Genomic DNA, 25,437 nt, shown 5'->3' on the forward strand with positions numbered 1-25,437 from the left:
ATCGAAGGAGATACCTCATGAACAAGCAAGCTATCGACGCGCTGCTCAACAAGATCAACGACAGCGCCACCAGCGAAGGTAATCCGCGCACCAAGCAGATCGTCAACCGGATCGTGCAGGATCTGTTCTATACGATCGAAGATCTCGACGTGCAGCCCGCCGAATTCTGGACGGCGCTGAATTATCTCGGCGACGCCGGCAAGAGCGGCGAGCTCGGTCTGCTGGCCGCGGGTCTGGGTTTCGAGCATTTTCTCGATCTGCGTCTGGATGAAGCGGAGGCGAAGGCCGGCATTGAAGGCGGCACGCCGCGCACGATCGAAGGCCCGTTGTACGTGGCCGGCGCGCCGGTTTCCGACGGGCACGCGCGACTGGACGACGGCACCGATCCGGGGCAGACGCTGGTCATGCGTGGCCGCGTGCTCGGCGAAGACGGCAAGCCGCTCGCGCATGCGCTCGTCGAAGTGTGGCACGCGAACCATCTGGGCAATTACTCGTACTTCGACAAATCGCAGCCGGCCTTCAATCTGCGCCGTTCGATCCGTACCGACGCCGAAGGCAAATACAGCTTCCGCAGCGTGGTGCCGGTCGGCTATAGCGTGCCGCCGCAAGGCCAGACGCAATTGCTGCTCGATCAACTCGGCCGGCATGGGCATCGTCCTGCGCATATCCACTTCTTCGTTTCCGCGCCGGGTTTCCGCAAGCTGACCACGCAGATCAACATCGACGGCGATCCGTATCTGTGGGACGACTTCGCCTTCGCCACGCGCGACGGCCTCGTGCCGGCGGTCAAGCAGGCTGAAGGCGCCGAAGGCAAACCGTATGGCGTGGACGGCAATTTCGCGCTGATCGACTTCGACTTCACGCTGTTCAAGGAGCGCGACAACCTGCCGGACGCCGAAGTCGAGCGTCTGCGCGCCGAAGCCTGATGCGGCATTCGCAGGGCTGAAGCCGGGAGTTCGAGAGAAAACGCCCTGACGTATCGCACGAATCTGTCAGCCCTGGTTGCGCGGCGCGATTGGCCGCGCCGCTGGGGCTTTTTTTACCGATCAGAGAGGAGAGCAAGCATGCTGTTTCACGTTGAGATGACCGTCCACCTGCCGGCCGATATGGATGCCGAACGCGCCGCGCGCCTGAAAGCCGATGAGAAAGCGATGTCGCAAAAGCTGCAACAGGAGGGCGTTTGGCGGCATCTGTGGCGCATTGCCGGCCGCTACGCGAATATCAGCGTGTTCGACGTGGAGAGTCCCGCGCATCTGCACGACGTGCTGAGCCAGTTGCCGCTGTTTCCGTATATGGAAGTCGAAGTGCGCGCGCTGTGCCGGCATGCGTCGTCGATTCGCGACGACGACCGGTAAGAAAAGGCGTCTAAGAAAGGTGCTGCGATTGCAGCACCTTATGTCAGGCTTTAGAGATCCAACACCAGCACCGGCGACGTAGCGCGTGAAATGCAGCAGCAGATCACCTTGCCGCTTGCGCGTTCCGCTTTGCTCAGGCAATGGTCGCGATGCTCGGGCGTGCCGCTCACCACGTCGACCATGCACGTGCCGCATACGCCTTCGCCGCACGACGTATCCACCTCGATGCCGATCGATGCCAGTGCCGCGACGATGGTCGTGTCCTTGTCCACGCGCACGGTCGCGCCGCTGCTCGCGATCTGCACGTCGAAGGTATCGAGCGAGGCCGATTCGGCGCTCGTGGTCGAAGCCGGTTCGGCGGCAAAGCGTTCGAGATGGATCGCTTCAGACGCGAGGCGCGTTTCGCCGATCGCCACTACACGTTCCATGAAAGGCGCCGGCCCGCAGGTGTAAACGTGCGTGCCTTCGCGCGCTTCCGCGAGGCAATCGCCGAGCACCGCATCGAGTTGCTCGCGCGCGACGCCGAAGTGCAGCTTCACATAATCACTGAACGGCGCGCGTGAAAGCAGCGGCAAGAACGCCGCGTGCTCCGCGCTGCGCGCGAAATAATGCAACACGAAGCGCTCTTGTTGCTTGAGCAGACGGTACGCCATGCTCAGCAGCGGCGTCACACCAATACCCGCGGCGATCAGCACATGGTCTTCGGCGCCCGGCGCGAGCTGGAACAGATTGCGCGGTGCGCCGATGGTCAATTCGCTGCCGACGGTTACGTCCTCATGCAGCGACCGCGAGCCGCCGCGTGACGTGTCTTCGCGCTTCACGGCGAACAGATGCGCGTCCCGCTGGTCCGGGTCGCCGCACAACGAATATTGCCGCGTGACGCCGGATGGTCCGGTCACGTCGATGTGCGCGCCGGGTTCGTAGCGATCGAACGGTTGCCCGTCCAGTCGCGAGACGCTGAACGAGCGCACGCCATGCGCTTCGTCGCGGACGCTATCGACGCGCACGTTGAAGGTGGTTCTTTCCATGATCTTGCCGGCAAAAAAGTGGCGGACGGCGCATGCATCGAGCCGCATGCGGTTGTGCGTCAAGGATAAGAAACCGTGCTAAATCAGGCAAATCGATTAAAAATAGGCAGTTAGATAAACTGGACTGATAATAGTGCAGCGCAGGCATGCCAAACGCAACATTCAGATCCCCGCCAGATGCCGCACCAGCGCCTTTTCCGGCCGCGGCATCGCGTTCAGATCGCGCATGCAGATCAGCAACTGGCGCGCGGCCCAGCTATCGGTCAGCTCGATCGTGCGGATGCCGGGCGTGCCGCGATAGCGTTTCGCCGCGGTGGCCGGCACGATACCGACGCCGGCGCCTTGTTCGACCATGCAGCAGATGGCGTCGAACGTCCGTACGTGGGTGCGGAAGCTGAGCGGCTGGCCGGCCAGCAGCGAGCGCTCGCCGAGGTAGGCCTGCAATGCGCTGTCCGCGCTCAGTCCGATGAATTCCCTGTCCGCCACTTCCGCGAGCGTGGTGCGGCGCAGTGCGGCAAGCGGATCGTCGCGGCTCGTGATCAGCACGAGTTTGTCGATGGCGAAGGGGTAGGTCTGCAATGCGCCGTGATCGACCGCGTCGGAGATGATGCCGATTTCGGCCGCGCCGGTCAGCACGGCCTTGACCGTTTCGCTGCTTTGACGCTCCTTCAGATCGATCTGCACGTTGGGGTGATCGCGCAAAAACAGGCCGATCGCGGAGGGCAGGAACTCGGTGATGGCCGCTGTGTTGGTCCACAGCCGTATGCACGCTTTGCGGCCTTCCTGATGCTCGCCCAGTTCGCCCTGCATGCGTTCGATCTGCCCGAGCACGAGCCGCGCGTGATGCGCGAGCGTGTCGCCGGTCGGCGTGGATTCGACGCCGCGCCGTCCGCGTTCGAGCAGCGGCATGCCGAGCGCGTCTTCCATGCCGCGCAACCGCGCGCTCGCCGACGGCAGCGACATGTTCGCGCGCGCCGCGCCGTGGGTGATGCTGCCGGTTTCGAGGATATGCAGAAAGAGGCGTAGGTCGATGAGGTCGAAGCGCATGGAAGACGGATCGTTATGTGTGTGGAAGCGGGTGGGATTCAGCGAGGGTCACAGCCTTAGCCCCAGCCTAAGTCACGGTAAGTATCTTACGCATTGTGGCCCGCCTTGCGGCGATTGAAAATTGCCGGCATCACTTCAATAACAAGCTCCCAATGATCTCTTCGTTTGCGATGCGTGCGGGCGTGGTCGCCGCGACTTTCGTTGTCGCCGGCTTCGTCAAGGGGGTGACCGGCATGGGACTGCCGACCGTCGCCATGGGCGTGCTCGGCACGCTGATGCTGCCGGCGCAGGCCGCCGCCATGCTGCTGTTGCCGTCGTTCGTGACGAACGTCTGGCAACTTTTCGCGGGGCCGAGCGTGCGGGTGCTGCTCAAACGTTTGTGGCCGATGATGCTCGGCATCGTCGCCGGCACGGTCGCGGCCGCGTCGTTCATCGCGGGCGGAGGCGGCGAATGGGCCGTGGTCGGACTCGGCGCCGCGTTGACGCTCTACGCCGTGGCCGGTTTGCTGGCGTGGCGCTTTTCAGTGCCGGCGCGGCACGAGCGCTGGTTGTCGCCGGCGATCGGCGCGGTGACGGGTGTCGTCACCGGCGGCACTGGCGTGTTCGTCGTGCCGGCAGTACCGTATCTGCAGGGGCTCGCGTTGAAGAAAGAGGATCTGGTGCAGGCGCTCGGCTTGTCGTTCACGGTGTCGACGATCGCGCTGGCAATCGGCCTCGCCAGAGAGCACGCGTTTGCCGCCGGCGATCTGGGCGAATCGTCATTCGCCGTGGTGCCGGCGCTGCTCGGCATGTGGATCGGCCAGCGCGTGCGCGGACGCATCGGCGCGGACACGTTCAGACGCTGGTTCTTTATCTGTCTGCTCGGACTGGGTATTCAATTAATGGCACGAGCATTCGTTTAATCGGCAATGGCGAAACGAATGTGGAAGGAGCGATATCGTGTTGCACGTTATTCTGGATACACTCGGCGCGCTGGCAGTGCTGGCCAGCGTAGCCGCGCAAATCGCGTTGCTGCGTAAGTGCTGAATTCATTGCGTGGTAAGCAGCGTAAACGGCTTTGACGGAGCCGTTCCTGATTGAACGACTCCGCTGCCAGCTCAGAACGGTTTGGTCGGCAGATACTTTCCGTCGAGCGTGATCACGGCACGCTGACCGCCTTCCGGATCGTCGACCTTCTTGATGTCGAGCTTGAAGTTGATCGCGCTGATAATGCCGTCGCCGAACTGCTCGTGCACCAGCGCCTTCAGCGTCGAACCGTAGATCTGCACCATTTCGTAGAACCGGTAGATGGTCGGATCGGTCGGCACGCCGCCCGGAATGCTGCCGCGTAACGGGATGGTTTGCAGCAGGCGCACCGCATCTTCGCCGAGTTCGAGCTTATCGGCCACGACTTTCGCGGCATTCGCCGGCAGCGGATGCTGGCCGAGCAGCGCGGCGGTGACGAATGCAAGACTCAGACCGGTGCCTTCGTTGATCTGCTCGAACGTCAGATTCTTGCGAACCTTGGCGTCGATGATCGCGTCGGTCAGCGCTTCACGCGGGGCCTGGCTGTATTGGGACTGCGTCATGATGAATTTCCTCGTTCGTAAGTAAAGAAAGTAAGTGGAAAGTAAGTGCGGTCAGGCCGCGACGTCGAGTCGAGCCGGGGTGGCACACGTATGCGGATGATCCGCGAGAGAAACGAAGCGGTTCGTCGAGCCGTCGAGCGCATCGATCGAGCCGCTTTCGATGTCGTACACCCAGCCGTGCAGCGCGAGATGCCCCTGTTCGAGGGCGAGCCGGACGGAAGGATGAGTCTTGATGTTAGCGAGCTGCGCGATCACGTTTTCGCGGACCATGGAGTCGACCCGGTCGCGTTCGCTCTTGTGCTCGCGCGCCTCGTTGACGACTTTCGCGGAGTCCGCGTAATGCAGCCAGTTGCGCACGGCGGGCATATGGTCCATGCATTTGCAACTCGCGATGGCCGTCATCGCGCCGCAGTCGGAATGACCGCAGATCACCACATCGGTGACGCCGAGCGCGGCGACTGCGTACTCGACCGTGGCGGTCACGCCGCCCGGCTCCGGACCGTACGAGGGCACGATGTTGCCCGCGTTGCGGATCACGAACAGATCGCCTGGTTCGCGCTGCGTGACGAGTTCCGGCACGAGCCGGCTGTCTGAGCACGAAATGAACAAGGTGCGCGGGTTCTGGGTGGTGGCCAGCTTCCTGAATAGCTCGGAGCGCTGCGGAAAGGCGTCGCGCTGAAACTTCAGGAAGCCGTCGATGATGTCTTGCATGTTTCGCTCCATCAGGTTGTTCGTGGGGAATCGATGGATGAACAATGCGCCGATCAAGCTATAGCGTCCAAGACCGGTTTATTATTCTCTCGATAGGAAACACCAATAGGTCAAGAGGACGTCATGCTACTCAGGCACATCCGTTACTTTCTTGCAGTCGCCGAGCACCGCAATTTCACGCGCGCGGCCGAAGCGCTGCACGTGTCGCAGCCGACGCTGTCGCAACAGATCAAGCAGCTGGAAGACACCTTGCGGGTGCAATTGCTCGACCGGTCCGGCCGCACGATCCAGCTGACCGATGCCGGCACCGCCTATGTGCACTACGCTCAGCGCGCGCTGCAGGACCTCGAGGCGGGCAAGCGGGCGATTCACGACGTGGAGGAGTTGAGCCGCGGTTCGCTGCGTCTCGCGATGACACCGACCTTCACGGCCTACCTGATCGGCCCGCTTCTGGACAAGTACAACCGCCGCTATCCGAACATCACGCTGAACATCCTCGAAATGCCGCAGGACCGGATGGAAGCCTTGCTGAACGAAGACGCGCTCGACGTCGGCATCGCATTCGACGACACGAACACGCCGGACATCGAGACGCAAACACTATTTGTCGAAGCGCTGGCGATGGTGGTCGGCAAGGCGCATCCGTACGCGAAGCGTCGTTCCGCGTTGAAGCTGAGCCAGTTCCAGAACGAAGCGCTCGTTCTGCTCAACGAAGAGTTCGCAACGCGCCAGTACATCGATCGATATTGCAAGCTGCATGGTGTGTCGCCGCGCATCGCGATGGAGGTGAACTCAATTGGCGCGGTCGTCCAGATCGTGCGCCGCAGTGCACTCGCCACGCTGCTGCCGGCGGCGATCGCGCGCGAGCAGAACGAACTGTTTCTCGTGCAGTTGGAGCCGGCTCTGCCGCAGCGTACGGCTGCGCTGCTACTGCGCAAGGGCGCGTACCGGAACGCGGCAACGCGGGCGTTCATGGAGCTCGCGATGGAGGAGCGTGCGGCTGACACGGGCGGACGGCGCACCAAGACTGTTTTATAGAAACGCCGACGCTTCGGACCGCCTACACTGACAGGGGGAAGTACTGTTCGCTCTTATGTGCGTGCTTACTCGTGCTTTCCCATTCGCACTGGCGGGTGACACCGCTGGTCGCATCGAGCCTTCGGGCCATCCGCGTCACCTGTCTTCCGATTGTTCGTCTCAACCGACGTATCTATTCGCCTTCAGCCGCTTTATCCGCGCGGCCGACGTGCCTACATTGTCACCAGTGTCAGCGCCAGTGCATTTCCACCGCAACGCGCGAATCTTCGCGACAGCGTCGGCGCCAATCCCATCTATAGGAATCGATCATGAGCAAGCTCACAGGTAAAGTGGCAGTCGTAACCGGTGCATCGAAAGGTATCGGCGCGGCAATTGCCAAGGCATTGGCCGCGCAAGGCGCTTCGGTGGTGGTGAACTACGCGTCGAGCAAGGCCGGCGCGGACAGCGTGGTCGAGGCGATCACCGCTGCCGGTGGCAAGGCCGTGGCCGTTGCAGGCGACGTGTCCAAAGCAGCGGACGCGCAAGGCATCATCGATACGGCGGTGGAAACGTATGGCCGTCTCGACATTCTCGTCAACAATTCGGGCGTGTACGAATTCGCGCCGATCGAAGAGATCACCGAAGAGCATTTCCATAAGCACTTCAACGTGAACGTGCTGGGTCTGCTATTGACCACGCAGGCCGCTGTCAAGCATCTCGGCGAAGGCGCGAGCATCGTCAATATCAGTTCGGTCGTGAGCCGTATCACGCCGCCGGGCAGCGCGGTCTATACCGCCACCAAGGGCGCCGTCGACGGTATCACCGGCGTGCTGGCACGTGAGCTTGGCCCGCGCAAGATTCGCGTCAATTCGGTGAATCCGGGCATGGTCGCAACCGAAGGCACGCACACCGGCGGCATCCTCGGCTCGGACTTCGAAACGTGGGCCGTCAGCACGACGCCGCTCGGCCGTATCGGCCAGCCGGACGATATCGCCGATGTAGTCGCCTTCCTCGCTTCCGACGACGCACGCTGGCTGACTGGTGAAAGCCTGATCGCTAGCGGCGGATCGCGTTAAGCGGTTCGGCGTGAAGGGATGTGGCGTGGCCGCATGACGCCACGCCGCAAATGCAACACGAGAAAGAAAAGCCGCCCGCAGGCATCGCCTGCCGGGCGGCTTGTCGTTTCATTCGGCCGGTGCAGCGGGAGCTGGCTTGTCGTTTAATGCCGCCGCCGGTTTCCCCAACTCGACCGCGAACAACGCGTCCAGCAGATTCGACCCCGGCCGCTCGGCGAGCCGCGTCAGCGATTCGATCATCTGCACCCGGCAGTCCTGGAGCGGAATCATCCTGATTCGCCGCGATTCGTTGAATTCGGCGCGCGCGATGACCCCGACACCCATGCCTTGCGCGACTGCTTCTTCGAGCGCCTCGCGGCCGTCCACGTACATCACTGGTTCCACTTGCAGCGATTCGCGCACCAGTTCGATCTCGAGCAACTGCTGCGTGACGGATTGCGACTCGCGGAAAATCATCGGCTGCTGCACCAGTTCGGCGTAGCTCAGCTTGCGTTTCTTCGCCACCGGATAGCTCGCCGGCACCATCGCCACCAGCGGATCGCGCCGCAATACGCGCGCCTCCAGCCGGCTGTGCACTTGCGGCGCGGCGGTAATGGCCGCGTCGACGACGCTCGAGAGCACGCGCTGCATGCAATCCGCGGCGTTGGCGATGGACAGCGTCACGACGATGCCAGGATGCAGCTTGCGAAACGCGCCGATCAGCGCGACCGCCAGATCGGGCGCATCAGCGGCCAGCGACAGCGAGCCGGATTCGAGCCCGCCTGCTGATTCGAGCAGTTGCCGCGCGTCGCGTTCGCAACTGAGCATCTGCCGCGTCACGCTGAAGAGGCGCAGGCCGAGTTCGGTGGTCTCGACGCCGCGCGGCCCGCGTTCGAACAGTTTGACGCCGTAATCCTGTTCCAGCCGCCGCACGTGATCCGACACGGCCGGCTGCGTGAGCGAGAGCGCCTGCGCCGCTTTGGAAAACCCGCCATGTTCCGCGACCGCATGAAACGCCCGCAATTGCGCGTATTGCACGTGTGCCTCGCTATCCTATAAGTTATTGCGATACCTGCATCGATTATATCGATTTTACCGATGCCTCGCGTTTCTGTACTGTGTAAGTCACCAAACCAGCGATATCGGAGATTCCGAACATGGACAGCGTGATCGACCGTTCCCCCGCCGTGAACGCCGCGGGATATTCCGCCGTAACGTGCGTGGCGCCGGCCAGGGGCGAGCCGTATCTGTTGACGCCCGGGCCGCTGACTACGGCGTTCTCGACCAAGGAAGCGATGCTGCGCGACTGGGGTTCGTGGGACGGCGATTTCCGCGCGATGACCGCGCTGTTGCGCAGCAGCCTGCTGGAGATTGCCGGCGACACGGCGGGCGACTACGACTGCGTGCCGCTGCAAGGCAGCGGCAGCTATTGCGTCGAAGCGATGCTCGGCAGCCTCATCCCGCGTGACGGTCATGCGCTCGTGCTGGCCAACGGCGCGTACGGCAAGCGCATCGCGACCACGCTCGGTTATCTCGGCCGCGCCTTCACCTTGCTCGACAAGGGCGACTACCTGCCGCCGCGCGGCGCTGAAATCGAGCACATGCTGGACGCCGATCCGCGCATCACGCACGTGGTCGCCGTGCACTGCGAAACCAGCTCGGGCATTCTGAACCCGCTCGAGGAAATCGCCGCCGCCACCGCGAAGAAGGGCCGCAAGCTGCTGATCGATTCGATGAGCGCCTTCGGCGCGGTGCCGCTTAACGTGCGCGAGATTGCCTGCGAGGCCTTCGTGTCGTCGGCGAATAAATGTATCGAGGGCGTGCCGGGTTTCGGCTTCGTGATCGCCCGCAAGAGTGCGCTGCAGGAAGCGAAGGGCCGCAGTCACTCACTCGCGCTCGACGTCCACGATCAATGGGACGTGATGAACCGCACCGGCCAGTGGCGTTTCACGCCGCCCACGCACACGGTCGCCGCGTTTATCGAGGCGCTGCGCCTGCACAAGCTCGAAGGCGGGCAGCCGGGACGTCTCGCGCGCTACGCGAACAATCGCGACCTGCTGGTGGCCGGCATGCACGAACTCGGCTTCGAACCGCTGCTGAACGCGCGCTGGCGCTCGCCGATCATCGTGACGTTCTTCGCGCCGGCGCATCCGTCGTTCAAATTCGAGCGCTTCTATGAATTGATGAAGCAGCAGGGTTTCATCATCTATCCGGGCAAATTGACGGTGGTGGACAGTTTCCGGATCGGCTGCATCGGTCAGGTGGACGAGCACGTGATGCGCCGCGTCGTGGCGGCGTGCGGCAACGCGCTCAGGACGATGGGCGTCGAGCACGCCGCCCCGCCGGCGGCCGCGCTCGACGAGCGCAAGAGATTGGCCGACGCGGCTTGAAGCACAGCTCATGCGCACCGCGCGAGCTTAAGAAATTCCTTGGGATCGAAGTAAATGAAACACGTAAAAGCAGTGATTTTCGATTGGGCCGGCACCGTGGTCGATTACGGTTCGCTGGCGCCGATGGGCGCCTTTGTGGAGACCTTCGAACAGTTCGGTGTGTCGATCACGATCGATGAAGCGCGCGGCCCGATGGGCATGGCCAAGCGTCCGCATATCGCGGCGCTGATGGCGTTGCCGCGCGTCGCGCAAGCTTGGGTCGACAAGTACGGCCACGCGCCGGGCGAAGCGGATATCGACGCCGTATACGACGTGTTCGTGCCGAAGAACATCGCCGTGGCGGCGAGCTACAGCTCGGTGATTCCCGGCGTGGCCGACGTGGCGAGCGCGCTGCGCAGCGACGACATCCGGATCGGCACGACCACCGGCTATACGCGCGAGATCATGGCCGAGATCGTGCCGGGCGCGGCCGCGCAGGGGTTCTCGCCGGACAGCATCGTGTGCACCGGCGATACGCCGGAAGGACGGCCGTCGCCGTACATGATCTACAAGACGTTGCCGGAATTGGGCGTGTGGCGCGCGAAGGATGCGATCAAGGTCGACGACACCGAAGTCGGCATCGAAGAGGGCATCAACGGCGGCACGTGGGCGGTCGGCGTCGCGGTGAGCGGCAACGCTTTCGGCATGGCCGAAGACGACGTCAAGGCGCTGGCGCCCGATGAGTTCGCATGGCGTCGCAAGGCGGCGATCGAGAAGCTGCAGGCGGCGGGCGCGCACTATGTGATCGACAGCGTCGCGGATCTGATGCCGGTGGTGTACGACATCGAGGCGCGGCTGGCGCGAGGCGAGCGGCCTTGATCGGAAGAGAGGCCTCAAACGCCTCTCTCTAAGGCATTACTCGAAAAACCCCACCGCCAGATCGATAAACTCCCGGATCTTGCGCGGCACGAACTCCCGGCTCGGATACACGAGCGACACCGCCACGTCGCCGTTGAGCACGGCGTGATCCTCGAGAATCCGCATCAGCGTGCCCGCGCGCAATTCGTCATCGACCATCTCCAGCGGCAGCAGCGCAATGCCCATCGCGCCGAGCGCCGCCTGTTTCTGCATGATCATGCTGTTGACGGTGAACGACGCATCGAGCGCGATGCTGTCTTCGCCGCCTTCGCCGTTGTCGAAAACCCAGGTCTGCGGGCTCGTATCGAGCGGCGCGGTGATCACGCGGTGCCGCGCGAGATCAGCGGGCGTTTTCGGATGACCGGCCTGCGCGAGGTAAGCAGCCGACGCCACCGGCACCGCGTGCGAGTTGATCAGGCGGCGCACCACCAGCGACTCCGAGCGGATCATATGCTCGGTCACGATCCCCACGTCAAAACCGCCTTCGAGCAGATCGACACGCTTTTCCGTCAACGTGACGCGCAGATTCACCCGCGGAAACTTGGCCTGATACTCCGCGAACAGCGGCGTGAGGCGAAATAGCGAAAAGCTGCCCAGCGCCACGATGCGCAGATCGCCCGCGACTTCCTTCGACGCGGTGGTGGCGCGCGATTCGACTTCTTCGAGCTCGGCCATCAGCAAGCGGCAGCCGTCGGCATATTCGGCGCCGGCTTCGGTCAGCACGACCTTGCGCGTGGTGCGCTGGAACAGGCGAATGCCGAGATGCTTTTCAAGGCTCGACACGTGGCGCGTGACCACCGAGGTCGAGACGCCGAGTTGCTCCGCGGCCTGCGCGAAGCTGCCCGCGTCGGCGACCTTGACGAACGCCTGCATGGCCTGAAAGAGATTGATCATGAGAATGCGAGATACGCGCGGCGAGAGCGTGGGCAATTGTCTGTTGAAAAGGACGCGCTGCCTGTTTCTTGAGCAAACCTAGGCGCCGCGCGTCCGGCGGGTGAATTGTACTTCCTGACGCTGCGCGCTCATCCGCTCCTGCATGCGTGGCTTGCGCGCGGACAAGCTTTCACAGTGCCTCAAGTTTCGCGTGATTGTGCCGTTGACACGAGCTAATCACATTCTGGGACCCAGCCGTGCAACTCGCCTTCAATAACGACCGTCTGTCCAGCCGCATGCAGTTCGATTCGTCCGCCGCCGGTGAACCCGAGGTGGAGTCGTCGGTGATTGAATGGCTGTTGCACGACGATCAGGTGATGCGCGAATGCTTCACCCACGCGGCGGAAATTCTCAAGAGCGTGACCGGCGCGGCAATCACCGCGATCACGCTGCTCGACGAGGAGTACCAGCATTACCGCGCCGAGGTCGGCATGGCGATGCCGCTCGTCACACGGGCCCGTTCGCTCGCCGACTATGCGGTGCGCGACGCCGAGCTGTTCGTCATCGAGGATGCGCACGACGACACCCGCTTCGGCGAATGCATGCTGGTGCAGCGGCATCCGTTCGTGCGTTTCTACGCGGCGATCGCGCTGCGCGCGCCCAATGGCGAGATCGTCGGCGCGTTGTGCGCGATGGACCCGGCGCCCGGCCGTCTCGACGCGGGCCAGCGCGGCGTGTTCTATCACCTGCGCGCGATGATCGAGAACGACCTGAAGATGCGCACGGCCACCGCGATCGATCCGCTGACGCAGCTGTACAACCGCCGTTTCCTGCTGGAGAGCATCACGCGCCGCTGGAAAGAGGCGCAGGACGGCGACGTGATGGGATCGGTCGTGGTCGACGTGGACTGGTTCAAGCAATACAACGACACCTACGGCCATCAGGCGGGCGATCAGTGCCTGCGCAAGGTAGCCTCGGTGATGCAGGCCGCGGCCGACGGCGAACGCATCATCGTCGGGCGCATGGGCGGTGAGGAGTTCGGCCTGCTGGTGCTGCACGCGGAGCATGCGGCGCTCGAAGACACGCTCGACACGCTGCGTCAGGGCGTGGTGGATCTGGCAATCGAGCATCGCGCGTCGCCGCTCGGCAGGGTGACGGTGAGCGTGGGCGCGTCGTTGACGCGCATCAGCGAGACTTCCCGGCCGGCGCATCGCGAGGGTTTCGCGAGCGCGGATCGCGCGCTGTATCGATCGAAACATGGCGGTCGAAACCAGGTGACGATGGCATAGCGCGCCTGTGCGTTCAGGCAGTCTCAAGCTCCGCGTAGAGCTGGCTCACCCAGTCGGCGAACACGCGAACTTTGGTGCTGTAACGGCGGCTCGGCGGATAGGCGAGATAGACCTGCAGCGGGTCCGGCCGCCAGTCCGTGAGAATCGGCACGAGCTCGCCGCGCTCCACGGCCGGCCGCACCATGAAATCCAGCGTGTGAACGATGCCGAGTCCCGCCAGCGCGGTGGCCAGATGCGCATTGCTCTCGCTCACCATCACCGTATTGCGGACCTTGTCGAGCACGATACGCTCGCCGTCCTTGAGGAAATGCAGGGGCTGCACGAGTCCGCTGCTCGCTGAAAAATAGCCGGCCACCGCGTGCCGGTCATCGACGATCTCGCGCGGATGCAGCGGTGTGCCATGTTCGGCCAGATAGGCCGGGCTCGCGCACGTGGTCCAACGCAGCGTGCCGATAGCGTGCGTGACCAGATTGGGGTCGTCCGCCGTGCTGCGAATCGCGCAGTCGATGTTCTCCGCGATCAGATCGGCGGTCCGGTCCGTGACGCTCAAGCGCACCTGAATGTCCGGGTAACGCGCGCAAAATTCGGGCAGCGCGGGAATCAGGATGCCGCTCGCGGTCGAGCCGCCGCTGTCGACCCGCAGCACGCCGCGCGGATTCGCGCGGTCGCGGCCCAGGGTCGCTTCGATATCGTCGAGTTCACTCAGCAGATGCCGCGTGCGTTCGTAATACGCCGTGCCCTCTGTCGTGACGCTGACGCTGCGCGTGCTGCGTTCGAGCAGTTTCACGCCCAGATGATCTTCGAGCGACTTGACCCACTTGCTGACCGTCGCGTTCGGCATCTGCAGCGACTGCGCCGCCCGGCCGAAGCCGCCGGTTTCCACCACACGCGCAAAGATGCGGATGGCCTGCAAATGATCCATGCGGACTCCATTTCCCGGTGATTATCCACGTACGTGGATAAAGAAGTCACAGAATACCTATTTATCTCTATGTGTGCATGACATAAGCTTCTCTTCATGGTCAACCGACCTCACGCCCTTAGGAGCAGATCATGAACACATCCACGCTTGAAAACGTCAATTCCCGCAAACACGCCGGCAAGATCGTGCTGGTCACCGGCGGCAGCAGCGGCATCGGCTTTGCGGCCGCAACGCGCTTCGCCCAGGAAGGCGCGACGGTCTACATCACCGGCCGGCGTCAGGCCGAACTCGACGACGCGGTGGAGCGCATCGGCCACGGCGCCACCGGGATTCGCGCGGACATCTCGTCAGCCGAAGACCTCGATCGCATGTTCAACACCGTGCAGGCCGCCCACGACCGGCTCGACATTCTGTTCGCGAATGCGGGCGGCGGCGAGTTTTCGCCGCTCGGCGCGATCACCGAGGCGCAGTTCGACAAGTACTTCGGCATCAACGTCAAAGGCACGCTGTTCACGGTGCAGAAAGCCTTGCCATTGATGCGTCCCGGCAGCGCGATCGTCATCACGGGCTCGATCGCCGGAAGCAAGGGCATGCCGGCCTTCGGCGTGTATGCAGCGACCAAGGCCGCGCTGCGCTCGTTCGCGCGTACATGGGCGACCGATCTGAAAGGCCGCGGAATTCGCGTCAACGTGGTGGCGCCCGGCGTGGTGGTGACGCCGGCCTACAAATCCGAACTGGGGATGAATGACGAGCAGATCGCCGCCTTCACCCAGCAGGCCAGCGAGACGACGCCGCTTGGCCGCGTGGGCGAACCGGACGAGATCGCCAAGGCCGTTTCGTTCCTCGCTTCGGACGACGCGAGCTACATCACGGGGATCGAAATGGCTGTCGACGGTGGCATGGCGCAGGTGTAGCACTACCAGGCAATCGTCGAGTCTTCATATGAAAAGGCCGGTTTTTCCGGCCTTTTTTGCATGTGAAGAGCCAAGGGCCACGGCGCGTTCAGCAAAACATTCCGATATTCATCGAGTTAATGGATTGCGTATCTCAAGCGTGCGTCTGCGTGAGCTTTTATCCGTTACGCATAAGGTTCTCTTAAGCTTCAACTGTTCAGATAGAAGGAGACGGTTGCGTCAGGCGGGAGCATAAGAACGCTTCGCCGCGCCAGCAGGAGAGAGCCGCTGGTTGCACACGCAACGAAAAACAACCGAGAAAAACAACGATGCGTAACGGACGAAAATCCGCTCGAGAGGCAGACAAGACGCTTTGCAGATCCACCTACATGATGGAGTTGGCGCGCGGCAGTTCGTACATTGCCAGCACGTTGACGCCGAAGACGCAACAGGCCGCCATCGCTGAAGTCCTGAAGGGATTTCGCGAACAGCACGGCACCGACACGCTGCTCATCTTCCGCGAGCTGCTCGCGGAGAGTCTCAGGAATCGCAAGCACAAGCTTGCGGCGGAGGCGGTGCTCAATTTCAAGCTGCCTTAGTCGCGCCAGCCTCAGCTCGCGATCAGCTTCAGTCCCGCTGGCAGCGACTCGCCGAACACGCGGCCTTCGTCGGCGTTATCGAGCTCGACGCTCTCGCTCACCATGGTGATCCACGCGCGCGGCGCGTTGGCCGCTTCGAGGCGCCGCACTACCGCAAGACGCGAGTCTTCGGGCAAGTCGCGCGAACGGTCGCCGGTCATGCGAGCGATCTGCACGGCGGCGAACGCGGCGGGATCGACCTTCTTCCAGTCGAGCGCGAGGATCGCGTCGAGCCACGCGCCGGCAGTCTCCGGCGGCACGACGCTATGCGCACTGCCGTAAAACGGCCGCCGCGCACCGATACGGCCGACCGCCCACCAGCTTTGATGATTCTCAGCGGGTTTCTTCAGACGCGCGAGCACCGATTCGCCGAGTTCGATCTTGCGCTCCACGGGAATCCGTTCGAGCGATGCGCTCAGCCGAACCATGTCGGTGAAGCCGGTTTTCGCCACGTCGAACGGCAGCTTGTGACGCGATTGCGCGGCGCCTTGCAGATACGCCATCGCGTCGAGCACGCGCAGCTGCGCGCTCTCGTCGAGGCCGCCGGCGGCGCGGCGCCAGAGCGTCCACCATTCCGACCAGACCTGGCTTTCGTTGACGTACTGGATGCCGTCGTCGAACAACGACCAGAGTTGTTCGACGCGCCATTCGTCGAGTGGATAGCCGAAGCCGGGCCGCACGCAATAGCCGGCCAGATTCAGCCAGAGGCGCTCGTGATCCGCCGAGCGGCGCCGGCGGCGCGCGCGTTCCCACAGCGCGCCGAACAGTTCGCGCAGCAACGCGCTGTTCCAGCTTTCGCGCGGGCCCAGCAGTTGTTCGAGTTGCGAGCGCAGACGTTTGACTTCTTTCGGATCGACTTTCTGCGCGCGCGAGCCGAAGCAGCGGTCGATGTGGTCGATCGCCTGGTCGAGCGCCGGATCACGTTCCTGCGCGCCGTCCGCGCTCAGCTTCACTTGCGCGTCTTCACGGCGCAACTGGAATTCGAGCAGCCAGCGCTGCGTGGGATCGTCCAGTTCGATGCAGTGGACGTCGAGCGTGCCCACTTCCGTGAGCGACGTCGCGATCTGCACCGCGGTTTCGCGCGCGCTCTTCGCGCCGCGCGGTTGCACGATGGTCGCGATCGGCGGCAGGCGGACGAAATCGCCGCCGGCGAGATCGATCAGTTCGCCGGCTCGATACACCGTATCCGCGCTCGACGAGACAAGGTGAAACCGCACCGGATGCCCGAGACGCAGCGCGAAGGTGCGATCCGCGATCAGAATCTCGTGGCCTTCTTCCGTGCCGCGCGGCAGCAGGCAGATGCCGCGTTGCACGGGTTCGGCATCGGGCTTGCGGTTGCCGGCTTCGTCGAGCACGAGGAAATAGCTGCGCGGCGAGCCGCCGCCGATTTTCGGCGCGTTGCCCGAGCGCGCGAGCGAATAGGCGACCGCGCCGCGCGCCACGGCTACGTCGGGATTGTCGTTGTGCAGCACGTTGAGCGCTTCGCCGCGCCACGTGCCCAAGGTGCTGGCCAGACGTTGCGTGAGCGCTTCGGCGCGGAACACGCCGCCGTTCAGCAGCAACGTGTCGGGCACTGGCAACGTTGCTTCGTCCGATGAACCGGAGGGCTCGACGACGCCCAGCGCCTTGCGTGACTGCGCCGCGAAGCGGCTCAGGAACGCTGCGATATGACGCGTGACGGCGGCATCGGTCGCATAGGGCAGGCCGAATTCGACGATCGCGCCGCGCGGCCGGCCCGGCCGTTCGTGCGACGCCACCGCCGGAAAGAAACCATCGACGATGATCCGCTCGACCTCGTCGCGCGTGACTTGCGCCGTGCGCGCGCCACCTATCAGCTTCGAGCCCGCGCCCAGCAGTGTGATCGACGTGGAGTCGGGCGCCTGCGCGCCGAGTAGTTCTTCCTTCGCGTTGCGGCAACGCTCGACCAGTTGCGACAGGCTCGCCGCCGATAGGCGCGCACGCTCGCCCGACTGATTCGAGCCGCCCGGCAGCCGCGCTTCCACCAGATGCGCGAGCGCCAGATCCATGTTGTCGCCGCCGAGCATCAGGTGATTGCCCACGCCGATGCGCGTGAGCTGCGGCTCGCCGTCGCGCAGGCCGACTTCGATCAGCGTGAGGTCGGTGGTGCCGCCGCCCACGTCGCAGATGAGCACGAGACGGGTGTCAGCGAGTTCGCTCGCCAGCCGCTCGCGATGATGAAACAGCCAGTCGTAGAAGGCCGCTTGCGGCTCTTCAAGCAGCTTCAGGGTAGGCAAGCCGGCCATGCGGGCGGCTTCCACGGTCAATGCTCGCGCGCCTTCGTCGAACGATGCCGGCACCGTCAGCACTACATCCTGGCGTTCGAGCGGCGCGTCTGGAAAACGCTGATTCCAGGCCGCGCGCACGTGCGCCAGATAGCTCGCGCTGGCTTCGACCGGTGAGACTTTGCGGACGTCTTCAGCGGCGCCCCACGGCAGGATCGGCGCGGTGCGATCCACCGACGCATGCGAGAGCCAGCTCTTCGCGCTCGACACCAGCCGGCCCGGCACCTGTGCGCCCAGCACGCGCGCGAGCCGGCCGATCACAACCGGCTGCGTGTCCTGCTGTGCATCCTTGCGCGCGCCACTCTGAGCCGCACCGGACCATGGCAATTGCAGGTCGCCAGGGTTCAGTTCGCCTTGCGCGGCCTGATAGCGCACCGAGGGCAGAAGCGGCCGCGCGGCCACTTCGCCGGGGCTCACCAGCTGCTCGATCTCGAAGACGTGGATAAGCGGCGACCCACCCGGCGATCCCGCCTCCGCATAGGCGAGCACCGTGTTGCTGGTGCCGAGATCGATACCGACGCTGTACCGCTTCATCTCAGTCATGCATTCGCGTTGCCGCGCACGTCGAACTCGACCTTCCAGCGCTCGTCGGTGCCGCGCGGCACGGCTTCGAGTTCGAGCGTGCCCGCTTCGGTGACGCGCGCGTGCAGCTTCACCGGCACGACTTCACCGGCGTTACGGCCGGAGGCGGGCAGTGTGGCCTGAATTTCCTCGAGTTCCTGCAATTCCTCGGGACCCCAGAAGTCGAGCAGCGTGCCGACCTGATCCTGACGGCGCACCGACGATCCGAAGAAGCGGAAGTGCACCGGCTCGCCGACCACGAGGCCAAATTCCTGCGCGGGCAGTTCGGCCTCGGTGCCTTCCTCCATGCCAAACGGCGCCACGCACAGCGCCTGGATCGGCGGTTCGAGACCGGGCACGGCGGGCATCGCCGATTCGATCGCGATGTAGTACGCGCGCGCCGTACCGCCGCGAATCCGCACGCCGCGGCCGCGTCGCACGTAGCCGTAATAGGCCGCTCCGCGCGCCACCGCGAGATCGAGATCGGCGCCTTCGAGCAGCCGCGCCGGCGCCGCGCCTTCCGCGGCGAGCCAGTTGTTCAGCGTGCCCATGATGCGTTCGACGAGCAGCGGCGACTTGAACACGCCGCCGTTGAACAGCACCGCCGTGGGATGCAGGAAGCTCGCATTCTCGGCAGCCGCGATCCCGCTCGTTCCCGCCAGTTCAGCGAGCGCGCCCACTTGACGGCCGAGGAACGCCGCCAGATGCCGCGTGATGCCGGCGTCCTGCGCATACGGCAAGCCGAGTTGCGTCAGACCGGCACGCGCGCGGCTCACCGGACGCGCGGCGCTGTCCACCTGCGGGAAGAAGCCTTCGAGAATCGTCTGGGTCAATTCGGCGCGCGTGAGCTCGGTGCGGATCGAACCGCCGATCAGCTTCGAGCCGCGGCTCGGCACGACGAGCGGCACCGTGTCGGTGGCCGGATCGCTGAGCAGCGTTTCCTTGGCCGAGCGGCACGCGTAGGTGAGGGCGCGCAGTTGCCACGCGTCGGCTTGCGTGCCTTGTGCAGCCAGCTTGCGTGCAACCACGTGCGCGAGCGCGAGGTCCATGTTGTCGCCGCCGAGCAGAATGTGTTCGCCGACCGCGACGCGATGCAGTTCGAGGTTGCCTTCGCGTTCGATCACGGCGATCAGCGAGAGGTCGGTCGTGCCGCCGCCCACATCGACCACGAGGATGATGTCGCCGATCTTGACCTGCTTGCGCCAGTCGCCGCCGCTCTTCTGGATCCAGCTATACAGCGCGGCCTGCGGTTCTTCGAGCAGCGTCATGCGGCCGAAGCCCGCGGCCTCGGCGGCTTCGGCGGTCAGTTCGCGCGCGGCCGGATCGAACGATGCCGGGATCGTCACCGTGATGTCCTGCTCGCCGAACGGTGCGTCGGGATGCGCGTGGTCCCAGGCCTCGCGCAAGTGCGTCAGATAGCGCACCGAGCTCTCGAGCGGCGAGACGCGCGCGACTTCGGGCGGCGCGTCGTTGGGCAGAATTGCCGCGCGCCGGTCGACGCCCGGATGGCACAGCCAGCTCTTCGCGCTCGACACGAGCCGGATCGGCGTGGCCGCGCCACGGCTGCGGGCGAATTCGCCGACCGCGAATTCACGCTGGCCGGTCCACGGCAGATAGAGGTCGCCCGAGGCGAGTTCGTCCGGGTGCGGCAGATAGAGGAACGAGGGCAGCAGATCGAGGTTGTCGATCGCGCCGGGGCCCGTGAGCTGCGCGATCGGCAGCACGCCTTGCGAGGTCTTCTCGCCGTCGCTGGCGCTGGTGTCGACGTAGGACAGCGCGCAGTGTGTGGTGCCCAGGTCGATGCCGATGGCGTAGCGTGATTGGCGTACGTCGCTCATAGCTCCACCTCGGCCGGTGCGATGACCTTTGCGTTGTGGCTGTCCGCGAGCTTCGGCAGACGCACTTCGTCGACGCGCCAGCCGCGATGGCTGATGCTGCCGTTGAACGGCGCGCGGCCGACGACATTGCCGGTCAGGCGAATCGAGGCAGCGTCGAAACCTTCGGCCAGCGTGATGCGGCTGCCTTCGGCTTCGTCGCGCACCGGGCGGATCGTGAAGTGCTCGCGCAGCGTCGCGCGGCAACCGTCGTGCACGAGGCGCGCGGCCGCGCCGATATCGGCGTCGCTATAGCTCTTGATGTCTTCCTCGACGAAATCGATGAAGCGCGCGTCGCGTTGCAGCAGGCCGAGCAGTTGCAAGGCGGCGTCGGGGCTGGCTTCCTTCAGGACGGGCGCGGGCGCCGGTTGCGGTACGGGTGCCGGCGCCGGCGTAGGTGCAGGCGCGGCGCTGGCGGCAACGCCGCCGTCACGCAGGCGCAGCACTCCGGTCGCGAATTCGCCGTCGCCGAGGATGCGGAAGAACGTGCCCACGGCCAGGGAAATCCTGCCGAGGAAGGATGGGTTCGAATCGGTCATAAATGCTCCTGAGGTGCTCTGTTAAAGGACGAGCTGTCCTGGCTGCGCCGCACGCGGCCGGCCGCCGGAGCCCCGTTGGGCTTGAGCGGGCGGTCCTCGTGCGAGATTGCGAAGGCCGTCGGCATGCGTGCCGCCGGCGTCTGATTTACCGGGATGCGCGGCGCGGCTGGCGCGCGCAAAACCCGTATTTTGCCTTGCGGCGAGCCCGAAGCGGGCAAAGGCGGCCATTCTAGCGGGCAATGCGGCGAGATTGGCGGCTTGTCACGGGCGTGTGGTGAGCATTTCCGCGCGGCTGGTTAGCGCGATGTTCGCGCCTGGTTCACGCATTGTGCGGGCCGAATTCGGCGACGACCTGGTCGATGAACGCACGCAATTTCGGCGTGACGCGGCTGGCGGGGAAGACCAGATGCATCGGCCGCGCGGTCGCTTCGTAGCCGGTCAGCAGGCGCACGAGGCGGCCCGCCGCGAGTTCGTCTTTCACGGCTACTTCGGGAGCGAGCATCACGCCGCCGCCGTTGAGCGCGGCGGCCAGCAGCGCCTTCACGTCGTTGGCCTCAAAGCGGCCGGCAATCGGCACCGCCTGTTCGCCTTGAGCATCGGTGAAACGCCATGCGGTATCGGCTGGCATGCTCGTGTAGACGAAGCTCAGACACTCGTGCGCCGTCAGCTCCTGCGGCGTGCGCGGTTCGCCGCGTTCCGCCAGATAGCCGGGCGAGGCGCACGCGACCAGCCGATACGGCATCAACGGTCGCGCGATCAGCGACGAATCCGACAGCGCGCCAAGGCGGATCGCCGCCTCGTAACCCTCATCGATCAGATCGACGAAGCGGTCCGTCAATGTCAACTCGACCCGCACCTCGGAATGCGCTTTCAGATAGCGCGTGATCAGCGGCGCGAGACAGCAGGCGCCAAATGTGACGGGCGCGGTAATGCGCAGGCGTCCGCGCGGCGACGCCGACAGTTCCTGAGCGACCGACTCCGCCGCCGCCGCGTCGGCGAGCAGCGCCTTGCAGCGCTCGTAGAAAATCTGGCCGATTTCGGTGAGGCTCTGGCGGCGCGTGGTGCGGTTCAGCAGCCGGGCGCCGACGCGCTCTTCGAGCGTGCTCACGTGCTTGCCGGCCATCTGCGACGAAATGCCGAAGGCGAGCGCCGCCGCGGAGAACGAGCCGCTGTCGGCTGTTTTGACGAAGATTGCCATGCTGGTCAGTCGATCCATGATTCCCCATTCCTGCTTTCGACAGTCGTCGAATTGCACGTGTTTATTCCGTGTGAGTTTTGAATCATAGTGGTTCTCACCGGCGAGCGTGGGCTCGACGGAGCGATTCTCGGACATGCATGGAGTGTGAAACATGAAGATAGGCATTCTCGGCGCCGGCTTTATCGGCCGCGCGATGGCGACTTTGGCGAAGCAGAACGGTCACGAAGTCATGATCAGCAATTCCCGCGATCCGCGGACCTTGATCAGCACGGCTGCGGCGCTCGGTTGCGCGCTCGGCACGGCGCAGGAAGCGGCGAGGTTCGGCGAGGTGGTGGTGATCGCCGTGCCGTTCAGCAGCATCGACGCACTGCCGGCGGCCGCGCTCGACGGCAAGATCGTGATCGACACCTGCAATCACTATCCCGAGCGCGACGGCCGGATCGAGGCGCTCGCCAGCCACGCCACGACCACCAGCCAGATGCTCGCCGCCGCCTTGCCGGGCGCTCGCGTGGTGAAGGCCTTCAACGCGATTCTGGCGAGGGACCTCGAAACTGATGGCTCAGCGCCGCATACGCCGAAGCGCCGCGCGCTGCCGTTTGCCGGCGACGATGAAGCGGCCAAACGCGTCGTGAGCGAACTGCTGGATCAGTTCGGTTTCGATCCCGTCGATGCCGGCGCGCTGGCGGACAGTTGGCGCTTCGAACGCGCCAAGCCGGTGTATTGCATCCCGCTCGATCGCGCCGGCATGCTGGAAGGACTGGCTGCGGCACAGCGGGATGTGGAGTTGCCGCATGGGTCGTGGCGGCATTGACTGCCGCATCGGCAGTTCAGTCCCGAAAAGAGAGCCTTCAATTTGCCGGTCCAAGGTATAGACGAACGGTCGCGCTCGAGCAACGGCTACGCCGACGAAAAGAATCGCTCTTTCTCCCTGACGTGCGCTCACAGAAGAGTGGCGAGGCGGCGTGGATGCAAGCGCTCTGCAAAGGCAGTTGAGTTCCCCTCCATCATGCAAACGGGGCTGCGCGCGAAAAGGGACAAACTATCCGCGGGCGCGACCCCGTCGCACCCGCGCCTGATCAATCTAGCCGGTCGTAGTAGCGGACAACTGCGTCATATCCACTGCCGTGCTGGATTTGCGGATTGCGCGCATCGCCACCCATGCCACCAGATATGCCGACCCGCAGATGACGAACAGGATGTTATAGCCGGCATTGATCTGGCCAAGCAATTTGAAATGGTCGAGCAGCGTGCCGACCAGCAAAGGAAACAGCGTCGCCCCCAAGGCACCGGCCAGCCCCCCGATCCCCACAACCGAGCCGACAGCCGCTTTCGGGAACATGTCTGAAGCGGTCGTGAAAAGGTTGGCCGACCACCCCTGATGCGCTGCCGCAGCCAGGCTGAGGAGGCCCACCATCGCCCACATGTTATCGATCCACGGTGAGAAAGCGATCGGCGTGACCAGAAACGCAAGTCCGAGCATCGTGGTTTGACGGGCCTTCGTGACCGACCAGCCTCGCTCGATCAGCGCAGAGGAAATCCAGCCGCCGCCGATGCTGCCGATCGAAGTGGCAACGTAGACGATGACAAGCGGCAAACCGAGATTCTTCAGGTCGAGATGGAACCGCGAGTTGAAGTAGGACGGCAGCCAGAAGAGCATGAACCACCAGATGGGGTCGGTGAGAAGCTTGCCCGCGAAGAAAGCCCACGTGGGACGTAGCTTCAGCAGCGAGAACCAGTGCACGCGCGCGGTCGGAGAAACCGGCACCGGGTCGTCGTTGATGTACTCGATTTCAGATCTGGACATCTTCCCGTGTTTCAACGGGGCCTGGTACATCACGTACCAGAAGCCAAGCCAGATGAAGCCCGTCAGACCGGTGATCAGGAAAGCCGCTTCCCAGCCATACGTCGCGGCAAGCCACGGAACGACGGCGGGCGCTGCAACGGCGCCGATACTCGTGCCGGAAGTGAGGATCCCGACTGCCAGCGCCTGTTCCTGGCGCGGGAACCATTCCGATACCGTCTTGACCGCGCAGGGAAAGCTGCCGGACTCTGAAAGGCCCAGCAAGGCACGCATGACTCCGAAGCCGAACGTGCTGCGCACGAGGGCATGGCCGCACGCGGCAAGGCTCCAGAGCAGAACACAGACGCCATAGCCGAGCTTCACGCCGACCTTGTCGACGAGCTTGCCCGAAAGGAGCATGCCGATCGCGTAACAGCCGGTGAAAACGATGACAATGTAACTGTACTGGGTTTCCGACCAGTCGAATTGCAAAGCAAGTACAGGCTTGAGCAGCCCGAGAACCTGCCGGTCCAGGTAATTGATCGTGGTCGCGAAGAACAGCAGAGCGCAAATGCGCCACCGGTAATTTGAACGATCTTCCATGATGTATCTCTGTCTCCTGATGTGCGCTTGCGCAGGTTTGGCGCCTGCATTGGCGCGTTGGTTTGCGCTGTCGTTTGGTCAGTTGAACTTTGCTTCGCGTTTTTCCCGGAACGCGGCCACGCCTTCGATTGCATCCGGCGACGCTTTGCAGACTGAAGCGGCGAATTCGTGGGCGTATTCGGGCTGGCCGGTTTCCATCATGCGAAGGAGCCTCTTGCCGACCGACAGCGAAGTTCGTGAGCGCTTCTGCAAGGTGTCGCAGACGGCGTCGATCCGAGGCTGAAGTTCGTCCGGCTGCAGGGCTTCATTGACGATTCCCCACTGCGCAGCGCGACTTGCCGTGATGGGATCTCCGAGCAGGACCAGTTCGCGCGTGCGCGTCGCCCCTACGAGCTCGACGAGTCGTGCACATCCCATCCATCCCGGGATGGCGCCCACCGATGACTCGGGGAAACCTAGCCTCGCGTCGACGCTCGCGTAACGCAGATCGCACGCCAACGCCAGTTCAAATCCGCCTCCCAGCGCGCTGGCGGAAAGCACGGCGATGGTGGGCTTGTCCAGCTCCGCAAGTCTGCGGAACACGCGGTTTCCTTCCCGGATAAACCGGGAGCCCATTTTCCCGGCTTCGAGATCACCCCATTCATTGATGTCCGCGCCGCTGCAAAAAAAACGCTGACTCGATGTATCGAGTTTCAGCACGCGTACTTCATCGTTATGCTCGACGCTCGCAATAGCGTGCTCGATCTGTTCGAGCATGTGTATCGTCAATGCGTTATGGCGTGAAACCCGGTTGAGCGTGATGGTTGCAACACACCCGCTGATGTTGAAGAGAACGTCGGAATTCGACTGCATGAAGGCACCCGGTTTTTAAGGAGAAGAACAACCCTTGCATCGCG

The 25,437-nt window shown here is 64.0% G+C and carries 24 protein-coding genes; 11 read left to right on the forward strand and 13 right to left on the reverse strand.

Annotated features, from left to right (window positions below; genetic code table 11):
* Positions 1–17: 17 nt before the first annotated feature.
* Positions 18–926: a catechol 1,2-dioxygenase gene (gene catA / locus PQR54_RS23615; RefSeq protein WP_408249849.1), complete on the forward strand. Its 909-nt coding sequence runs from the start codon at positions 18–20 to the stop codon at positions 924–926.
* A 138-nt stretch (positions 927–1,064) separates the two neighbouring features.
* Positions 1,065–1,355: a muconolactone Delta-isomerase gene (catC, locus tag PQR54_RS23620; protein ID WP_408249851.1), complete on the forward strand. Its 291-nt coding sequence runs from the start codon at positions 1,065–1,067 to the stop codon at positions 1,353–1,355.
* A 50-nt stretch (positions 1,356–1,405) separates the two neighbouring features.
* Here catC and PQR54_RS23625 read toward each other — a convergent pair whose 3' ends face one another.
* Entirely contained in the window at positions 1,406–2,383 is a 978-nt protein-coding gene (locus PQR54_RS23625; protein WP_408249853.1) for a PDR/VanB family oxidoreductase, read from the reverse strand.
* Positions 2,384–2,545: 162 nt separating this feature from the next.
* On the reverse strand, positions 2,546–3,430 hold the full coding sequence (locus tag PQR54_RS23630; protein ID WP_408249855.1) for a LysR family transcriptional regulator: 885 nt from the start codon (positions 3,428–3,430) through the stop codon (positions 2,546–2,548).
* A gap of 152 nt (positions 3,431–3,582) precedes the next feature.
* Between PQR54_RS23630 and PQR54_RS23635 the strand changes: the two genes are divergently transcribed.
* Complete coding sequence (locus PQR54_RS23635) at positions 3,583–4,332, forward strand: sulfite exporter TauE/SafE family protein (RefSeq protein ID WP_408249857.1); 750 nt, start codon at positions 3,583–3,585, stop codon at positions 4,330–4,332.
* Between the two features lie 195 nt (positions 4,333–4,527).
* On the opposite strand, the gene cynS is transcribed toward PQR54_RS23635, so the two are convergent.
* Together cynS and PQR54_RS23645 are read right to left on the reverse strand one after the other, a co-directional pair.
* Positions 4,528–4,998, reverse strand: coding sequence for a cyanase (cynS, locus tag PQR54_RS23640; protein WP_408249859.1), 471 nt, complete (start codon positions 4,996–4,998; stop codon positions 4,528–4,530).
* 51 nt (positions 4,999–5,049) lie between these two features.
* Positions 5,050–5,709: a carbonic anhydrase gene (locus PQR54_RS23645; protein WP_408249861.1), complete on the reverse strand. Its 660-nt coding sequence runs from the start codon at positions 5,707–5,709 to the stop codon at positions 5,050–5,052.
* 123 nt (positions 5,710–5,832) lie between these two features.
* Between PQR54_RS23645 and cynR the strand changes: the two genes are divergently transcribed.
* Positions 5,833–6,747, forward strand: a complete 915-nt coding sequence (cynR, locus tag PQR54_RS23650) for a transcriptional regulator CynR (protein ID WP_408249863.1) — start codon at positions 5,833–5,835, stop codon at positions 6,745–6,747.
* A 308-nt stretch (positions 6,748–7,055) separates the two neighbouring features.
* On the forward strand, positions 7,056–7,802 hold the full coding sequence (locus tag PQR54_RS23655; protein WP_134455947.1) for a glucose 1-dehydrogenase: 747 nt from the start codon (positions 7,056–7,058) through the stop codon (positions 7,800–7,802).
* Between the two features lie 108 nt (positions 7,803–7,910).
* Here PQR54_RS23655 and PQR54_RS23660 read toward each other — a convergent pair whose 3' ends face one another.
* Positions 7,911–8,819, reverse strand: a complete 909-nt coding sequence (locus PQR54_RS23660) for a LysR substrate-binding domain-containing protein (RefSeq protein WP_408249865.1) — start codon at positions 8,817–8,819, stop codon at positions 7,911–7,913.
* A 119-nt stretch (positions 8,820–8,938) separates the two neighbouring features.
* Between PQR54_RS23660 and PQR54_RS23665 the strand changes: the two genes are divergently transcribed.
* Entirely contained in the window at positions 8,939–10,171 is a 1,233-nt protein-coding gene (locus PQR54_RS23665; RefSeq protein ID WP_408249867.1) for a 2-aminoethylphosphonate--pyruvate transaminase, read from the forward strand.
* 54 nt (positions 10,172–10,225) lie between these two features.
* The gene (phnX, locus tag PQR54_RS23670) at positions 10,226–11,029 is read left to right on the forward strand and encodes a phosphonoacetaldehyde hydrolase (RefSeq protein ID WP_408249869.1); all 804 of its coding nucleotides are present in this window, start codon (positions 10,226–10,228) and stop codon (positions 11,027–11,029) included.
* A 36-nt stretch (positions 11,030–11,065) separates the two neighbouring features.
* On the opposite strand, the gene PQR54_RS23675 is transcribed toward phnX, so the two are convergent.
* On the reverse strand, positions 11,066–11,962 hold the full coding sequence (locus PQR54_RS23675; protein WP_408249871.1) for a LysR family transcriptional regulator: 897 nt from the start codon (positions 11,960–11,962) through the stop codon (positions 11,066–11,068).
* A gap of 236 nt (positions 11,963–12,198) precedes the next feature.
* Here PQR54_RS23675 and PQR54_RS23680 point away from each other — a divergent pair, with 236 nt between their 5' ends.
* Entirely contained in the window at positions 12,199–13,230 is a 1,032-nt protein-coding gene (locus tag PQR54_RS23680) for a sensor domain-containing diguanylate cyclase (RefSeq protein WP_408249873.1), read from the forward strand.
* A gap of 13 nt (positions 13,231–13,243) precedes the next feature.
* On the opposite strand, the gene PQR54_RS23685 is transcribed toward PQR54_RS23680, so the two are convergent.
* Positions 13,244–14,152, reverse strand: coding sequence for a LysR family transcriptional regulator (locus PQR54_RS23685; protein ID WP_408249875.1), 909 nt, complete (start codon positions 14,150–14,152; stop codon positions 13,244–13,246).
* Positions 14,153–14,283: 131 nt separating this feature from the next.
* On the opposite strand from PQR54_RS23685, the gene PQR54_RS23690 reads away from it, so the two are divergent.
* Positions 14,284–15,066: a glucose 1-dehydrogenase gene (locus tag PQR54_RS23690; protein ID WP_408249877.1), complete on the forward strand. Its 783-nt coding sequence runs from the start codon at positions 14,284–14,286 to the stop codon at positions 15,064–15,066.
* 368 nt (positions 15,067–15,434) lie between these two features.
* A complete protein-coding gene (locus PQR54_RS23695) occupies positions 15,435–15,644 on the forward strand; it encodes a hypothetical protein (RefSeq protein WP_408249879.1) in 210 nt (69 codons plus the stop codon).
* Positions 15,645–15,655: 11 nt separating this feature from the next.
* Here the strand turns inward: PQR54_RS23695 and PQR54_RS23700 are convergent, their stop codons facing one another.
* The 4 genes from PQR54_RS23700 to PQR54_RS23715 all read right to left on the reverse strand — a co-directional run bounded on the left by PQR54_RS23700 (position 15,656) and on the right by PQR54_RS23715 (position 22,176).
* Positions 15,656–18,529 carry an Hsp70 family protein gene (locus PQR54_RS23700; RefSeq protein ID WP_408249881.1) on the reverse strand — a complete coding sequence of 958 codons (2,874 nt, stop codon included), beginning with the start codon at positions 18,527–18,529 and terminating at the stop codon, positions 15,656–15,658.
* Positions 18,526–20,385, reverse strand: coding sequence for an Hsp70 family protein (locus PQR54_RS23705; protein WP_408249883.1), 1,860 nt, complete (start codon positions 20,383–20,385; stop codon positions 18,526–18,528). The genes PQR54_RS23700 and PQR54_RS23705 overlap by 4 nt, the downstream gene beginning before the upstream one ends.
* Complete coding sequence (locus tag PQR54_RS23710) at positions 20,382–20,960, reverse strand: DUF2760 domain-containing protein (protein WP_408249885.1); 579 nt, start codon at positions 20,958–20,960, stop codon at positions 20,382–20,384. The genes PQR54_RS23705 and PQR54_RS23710 overlap by 4 nt, the downstream gene beginning before the upstream one ends.
* A 319-nt stretch (positions 20,961–21,279) precedes the next feature.
* Complete coding sequence (locus tag PQR54_RS23715) at positions 21,280–22,176, reverse strand: LysR family transcriptional regulator (protein WP_408249887.1); 897 nt, start codon at positions 22,174–22,176, stop codon at positions 21,280–21,282.
* A 133-nt stretch (positions 22,177–22,309) separates the two neighbouring features.
* Here PQR54_RS23715 and PQR54_RS23720 point away from each other — a divergent pair, with 133 nt between their 5' ends.
* Positions 22,310–22,969 carry an NADPH-dependent F420 reductase gene (locus PQR54_RS23720; RefSeq protein WP_408249889.1) on the forward strand — a complete coding sequence of 220 codons (660 nt, stop codon included), beginning with the start codon at positions 22,310–22,312 and terminating at the stop codon, positions 22,967–22,969.
* 270 nt (positions 22,970–23,239) lie between these two features.
* Here PQR54_RS23720 and PQR54_RS23725 read toward each other — a convergent pair whose 3' ends face one another.
* Positions 23,240–24,541: an MFS transporter gene (locus PQR54_RS23725; RefSeq protein WP_408249891.1), complete on the reverse strand. Its 1,302-nt coding sequence runs from the start codon at positions 24,539–24,541 to the stop codon at positions 23,240–23,242.
* 78 nt (positions 24,542–24,619) lie between these two features.
* Complete coding sequence (locus PQR54_RS23730) at positions 24,620–25,393, reverse strand: enoyl-CoA hydratase/isomerase family protein (RefSeq protein ID WP_408249892.1); 774 nt, start codon at positions 25,391–25,393, stop codon at positions 24,620–24,622.
* Positions 25,394–25,437 lie beyond the last annotated feature (44 nt).

The sequence above is a fragment of the Paraburkholderia phytofirmans genome (assembly GCF_046028095.1).
GTDB classification, from domain to species: Bacteria; Pseudomonadota; Gammaproteobacteria; order Burkholderiales; family Burkholderiaceae; genus Paraburkholderia; species Paraburkholderia phytofirmans_A.